The organism is Streptococcus sp. LYSM12, assembly GCF_004569635.1.
In the GTDB taxonomy this organism is placed as follows: Bacteria; Bacillota; Bacilli; order Lactobacillales; family Streptococcaceae; genus Streptococcus.
The window spans coordinates 1-3,908 of the sequence record NZ_SPOZ01000049.1 but is presented as its reverse complement, the minus strand read 5'-3'; the positions used below and the strand labels follow the sequence as shown (position 1 = coordinate 3,908).

At 40.7% G+C, this 3,908-nt stretch carries 4 protein-coding genes and 2 pseudogenes; all 6 read right to left on the bottom strand.

Going from position 1 to position 3,908, the window contains the following annotated elements; genetic code table 11:
• Positions 1 to 1,153, bottom strand: a 1,153-nt coding sequence (locus tag E4T79_RS10510) for an RHS repeat-associated core domain-containing protein (protein ID WP_280643168.1), incomplete at its 3' end; no start/stop codon positions are given.
• 377 nt (positions 1,154 to 1,530) lie between these two features.
• Complete coding sequence (locus tag E4T79_RS10505) at positions 1,531 to 2,106, bottom strand: suppressor of fused domain protein (RefSeq protein WP_135030069.1); 576 nt, start codon at positions 2,104 to 2,106, stop codon at positions 1,531 to 1,533.
• A gap of 14 nt (positions 2,107 to 2,120) precedes the next feature.
• Positions 2,121 to 2,255: pseudogene (locus E4T79_RS11480) on the bottom strand (GH-E family nuclease); the annotation flags it as partial.
• A gap of 15 nt (positions 2,256 to 2,270) precedes the next feature.
• Entirely contained in the window at positions 2,271 to 2,498 is a 228-nt protein-coding gene (locus E4T79_RS11475; protein WP_280643167.1) for a hypothetical protein, read from the bottom strand.
• Between the two features lie 59 nt (positions 2,499 to 2,557).
• A complete protein-coding gene (locus tag E4T79_RS10495; RefSeq protein WP_135030067.1) occupies positions 2,558 to 2,791 on the bottom strand; it encodes a hypothetical protein in 234 nt (77 codons plus the stop codon).
• Positions 2,788 to 3,908 (bottom strand): annotated as a pseudogene (locus tag E4T79_RS11195) (hypothetical protein); the annotation flags it as partial. The gene E4T79_RS10495 and the pseudogene E4T79_RS11195, both read right to left, overlap by 4 nt.

Sequence of the window (3,908 nt, the reverse complement as noted above, 5' to 3'; positions counted from 1 at the left end):
GTCCACTTGGGTCTGTGTAGTTGACTGGGTTATTATGGACATAGGCATAGCGGTTCTGACTGAGGGGATCACCCAGTTCACCTTGGTAGGAATCCTCAGTTAAGAAAGTGCCTGCCCTGCTATCATAGTATCTTGCACGCAGGTAGTCAAGTCCTGTGATGTCCCTTGCTTCCCCATTGTAGGCAAATGGATTGCCTGTAGTGTCTGTACTATTCTTGGTTGAGCCGTAAAGACTATAGCTGCTTGACGCTACAACTTCGCCCTCCTTGGCCAAGCCTGTTACGGATCCTGCTTGGTTAGTCAGGTAGTGGTAGTGTTTGCCCGTTTCATTATTGAGGTAGGACACTCTACCCTGTCCGTATGTATAGGTCTCACGGGCTTTCAGCTCCCGGTCATAGGTCTGGAGAACCTCGGTGTGTTCTCGGTTGACATCATTGACATAGTTGCGCTCTTCATAATAATTGAATGTGTCTTCTCTCGTGGTGTAAGGGATAAGAACTTCCTTGACTTGGCTGGCATAGGTCACCTCACCCTCACCAGGGAGATTTCCTAAGTCTGGTGGGTTGATGACAAGTCCCTCATCATTGGCTCTGTCTTTCGCCACTTTCTTGTGGTAAGCAGTAGAAACATCGTCAAAGATATCGTGCCAGATAGTACCAACGGTCTGTGGTAAGGCAGAGAGCGACTGTAGAACGTTCTGACTAAAGCCATACCAGAAGAGGCTATGTTCCTCTCCATTTGGAGAAGTATAAGGAGATTTCCTCTTCTCCTCGCGTTTGAAGAGCTGATAGGTATGCTTGCCCTCTTTACGGCTGGCAGTAAATACTCTATTATCATCCCCATCATAGAGAGCCGCCATCAAAAGACCCTCCTTATCCTTGACCGCAAGGAGACGGTTCTCCGTATCGTAGAGGTAGTCTAGCTTCTCATCCTTCTTCTTAGAAGAGATGCGGTTGCCGTTCTTGTCATAGGTATAAGTGATCGCCCCGTCCTTGTTCTCCAACTTGATCAGACGGTTGTTATCATCGTAGCTATAGGTGGTTGTTTCTTCCTGCCCCCCTACTGCTTCAGTGCTGGTCAGCTTGTTTCCAGCCAAGTCGTAGGTATAGGTGAGAGTGGACAGTTCTTTGCCGGCCTCATCAGAGACCGTCATGGTCTCCAGACCCAAAGTAATAGATATAGGGCTAAATCATAGCTCTGGAGAACCTCAATATGCGTTCAATGACACCATATCTCAACAACTCTACTATAGCATATTTTTGTAATAAAAATTTATCTATGCCCTATTTTATATCTTGTTTTACGAATAAATAAGCAAGACAAACTTACTTCCCTTATCCTACTTTACTCCGACAAACTAAATAATTTCCGTGGTGATGTCTAAAACACCTATGGAGGATAACTCCATAGGTGGGCGGGGAGCTAGGCAAGGGAGGACGAAAAACGATAAAATACCCAAACGTTTTCAAAGTCCTCAACGACTAGCTCAAGCGCCTGCAGCACCACGGAAATACTATATATTTTGTCAAATCAGCTAAAGCTAATATCTGGTCTATTTAAGTCATAAAAATCAATTTGTTGAATTTCAAACAATTGTTCTAATTTGTCACTTCCGTTATTACGCAAATAATCTAATTCTTTGTCTGATATCGGAACTGCCATGAGCCATGTAACAGTTCTATCATCAAATATAAGGTCTTCAATATTCCATAGAAACGGAGGCACAAACATAATATGTTTCATATTGCAATTTTCAAAATAACGCTCTATTATATTAGGGAAAACAGTACCTGGCGAACAAGTATATTCTCCAGAGATAATATTAAAAGAACAAGTTGCTAATACATTCGCAAATAAAAGGTTTTCTCTAGGCGATGCAGCTATAAACTCTACTCTCAGTTCTGATTTATCTAGAAATTTTCTATCAATACTATACATTGATAGTCCTATTGTTGCCAGAGTATTAATAGTATTTATTGGTCTATCTTGACTTTGAAAAATATCAATGAATTGACTTTTATTTGAATTATAAAACCTATCAACTTTAGGTATTCCTCCAACACTCTTAAGAATATGATTTGCCACTACTTTAATATCAAATTTCATTTTTAAAATTCTCCTTATGGTCCAAAATATACATTCGTCAAATCCTCTCCCTTATGACTCATATTAGATGAAGGAAGTTCAGGTCTAAAGTGTTGAGGGTTATTATATTCATCCAAAAATTGTTTCCTTGAAATCCCTCTATTTGCTGCACTAACCTGATGTTTTCAAAATTCATATCCTGATTTATGCCCCATTTGCCATGGTTCATCTGCATTTATTTTTGTTCCTGTTACAGGATCACTAACTCCTCCTCCAATAGTAGCATTTTCCCATGTAGCTGATTTTATATTCTTCCGGTAATGAGTTGGTCTTCGATATAAATATGCCTCTTCCGGACTTAATTTTCGCAATTCAATAGTTGGAGGAGCCTGTAGTCTAGTTTCCCAGTCCATCTACAAATATTTATTGATATAAAATAAAATTGCAAGCGATTAAACATTAATTGACCATACTACTCATATAAAATATTACACTCTAATAATGTTCTGAAGTATGAAGGTAACATATTATCAATAACTTCTCTTGTTGGGTAACCTCCAATTGCATACATAGTCTCAAGGAAATCTTTTGTCCATCTTTCAAGGTCCTTTTCAGAAAAAATTATCTCATTAGCTAAACAATAGTCTTTAATATTTTTATTAACCCTAGTTCGTATCGTAATATCTCCATAAAAATCAAATGTCATGGTTTGCTCCTTAAATCTGTAATATTATCAATTTTAATAGGTAGTTTTGTAATGGCTTGGGTTGCTCCACCTGAACCAAATTCAGGGTAATCATTTGTAATAGGTTCTAAATGAGGAGCTTTTCCCCATTTTCCATTCGGGATTTTCACATCATCTAAAACCTGCTTTGTATCAAAAGTTGCTTTTATTGCACCATCATGTGGAATTTGGAGAGCTCCAGGATTAGGAGTATGATAGTTATTAAACGATATATAGGTTCCTTTAGGATTAGCAGGTATTTCCATATTCTGCTTGAGATTTGGTAGATAATGAGCATCAGATGGCATATATCTATACCCTGTTCCTGGTATAGCTACTCCATCGGGTTTCACATAAAAATCTGGCTTTGGAGCATTATTAGACCCAGGCAACGCTAATTGCTGAATAGGTGTCACATCCTTACTAGGTTTCGTGACTGGTACATCTCCAGCTTTAGGCTTGTTAGTAGGTACATCCGCTTTGACAGTTCTAGCTGATACACCCTCCGAAACCGCATTAAGTACAAGATTGGTTCCAATACTAGCTGGTGTAACATTACCACCTGTCGCAGAATCCACAAGGGTGTCCACTACCGTTTCAGAAGCAGTATCCGCCCCATAACGGAGTAGAGGATTGGAAAGACCTGCTGTGCTACCTGTAAGGACACTGCCGAAACCTCCCGTTAAGCCTCCTGAAGTAAAGCCATTTACAGCTCCATTCCAAGTATTCTTGGCAATGGTCTTAGAACCTCTATTGGATAGAGAGCCCTCTACCAAGCCATAAGTTGCTCCACCTGCTGCTCCACTAACAGCTCCTATTCCTACTCCAATCGCAAGCGTTGTCCCCAACCCTACTGTTCCCAGTGCTAATGCGGAAGAACTAACTCCCAACATTCCTGCAATCACGGGGGCTGCTGCTCCTGCTGTCACCACTGTTACGGCTACAGCTGCTACGGTAGCTGTTGCCACAATCGCTACTTTCTTCCAATCAACTTTCTTCAAGGACTTCATGGTCTGCTTACCGACACGCTCGGCTGTCTGACACACATGAGTGTAAGTCTCTTTCAGAGCTTTGCCCCAGTTTCTTAAAAGGTTCGCTG

Coding starts and splice junctions, on each gene's coding strand:
- E4T79_RS10505 (WP_135030069.1), bottom strand. CDS start 2,106: ATGAAATTTGATATTAAAGTAGTGGCAAATCATATTCTTAAGAGTGTT.
- E4T79_RS11475 (WP_280643167.1), bottom strand. CDS start 2,498: ATGGACTGGGAAACTAGACTACAGGCTCCTCCAACTATTGAATTGCGA.
- E4T79_RS10495 (WP_135030067.1), bottom strand. CDS start 2,791: ATGACATTTGATTTTTATGGAGATATTACGATACGAACTAGGGTTAAT.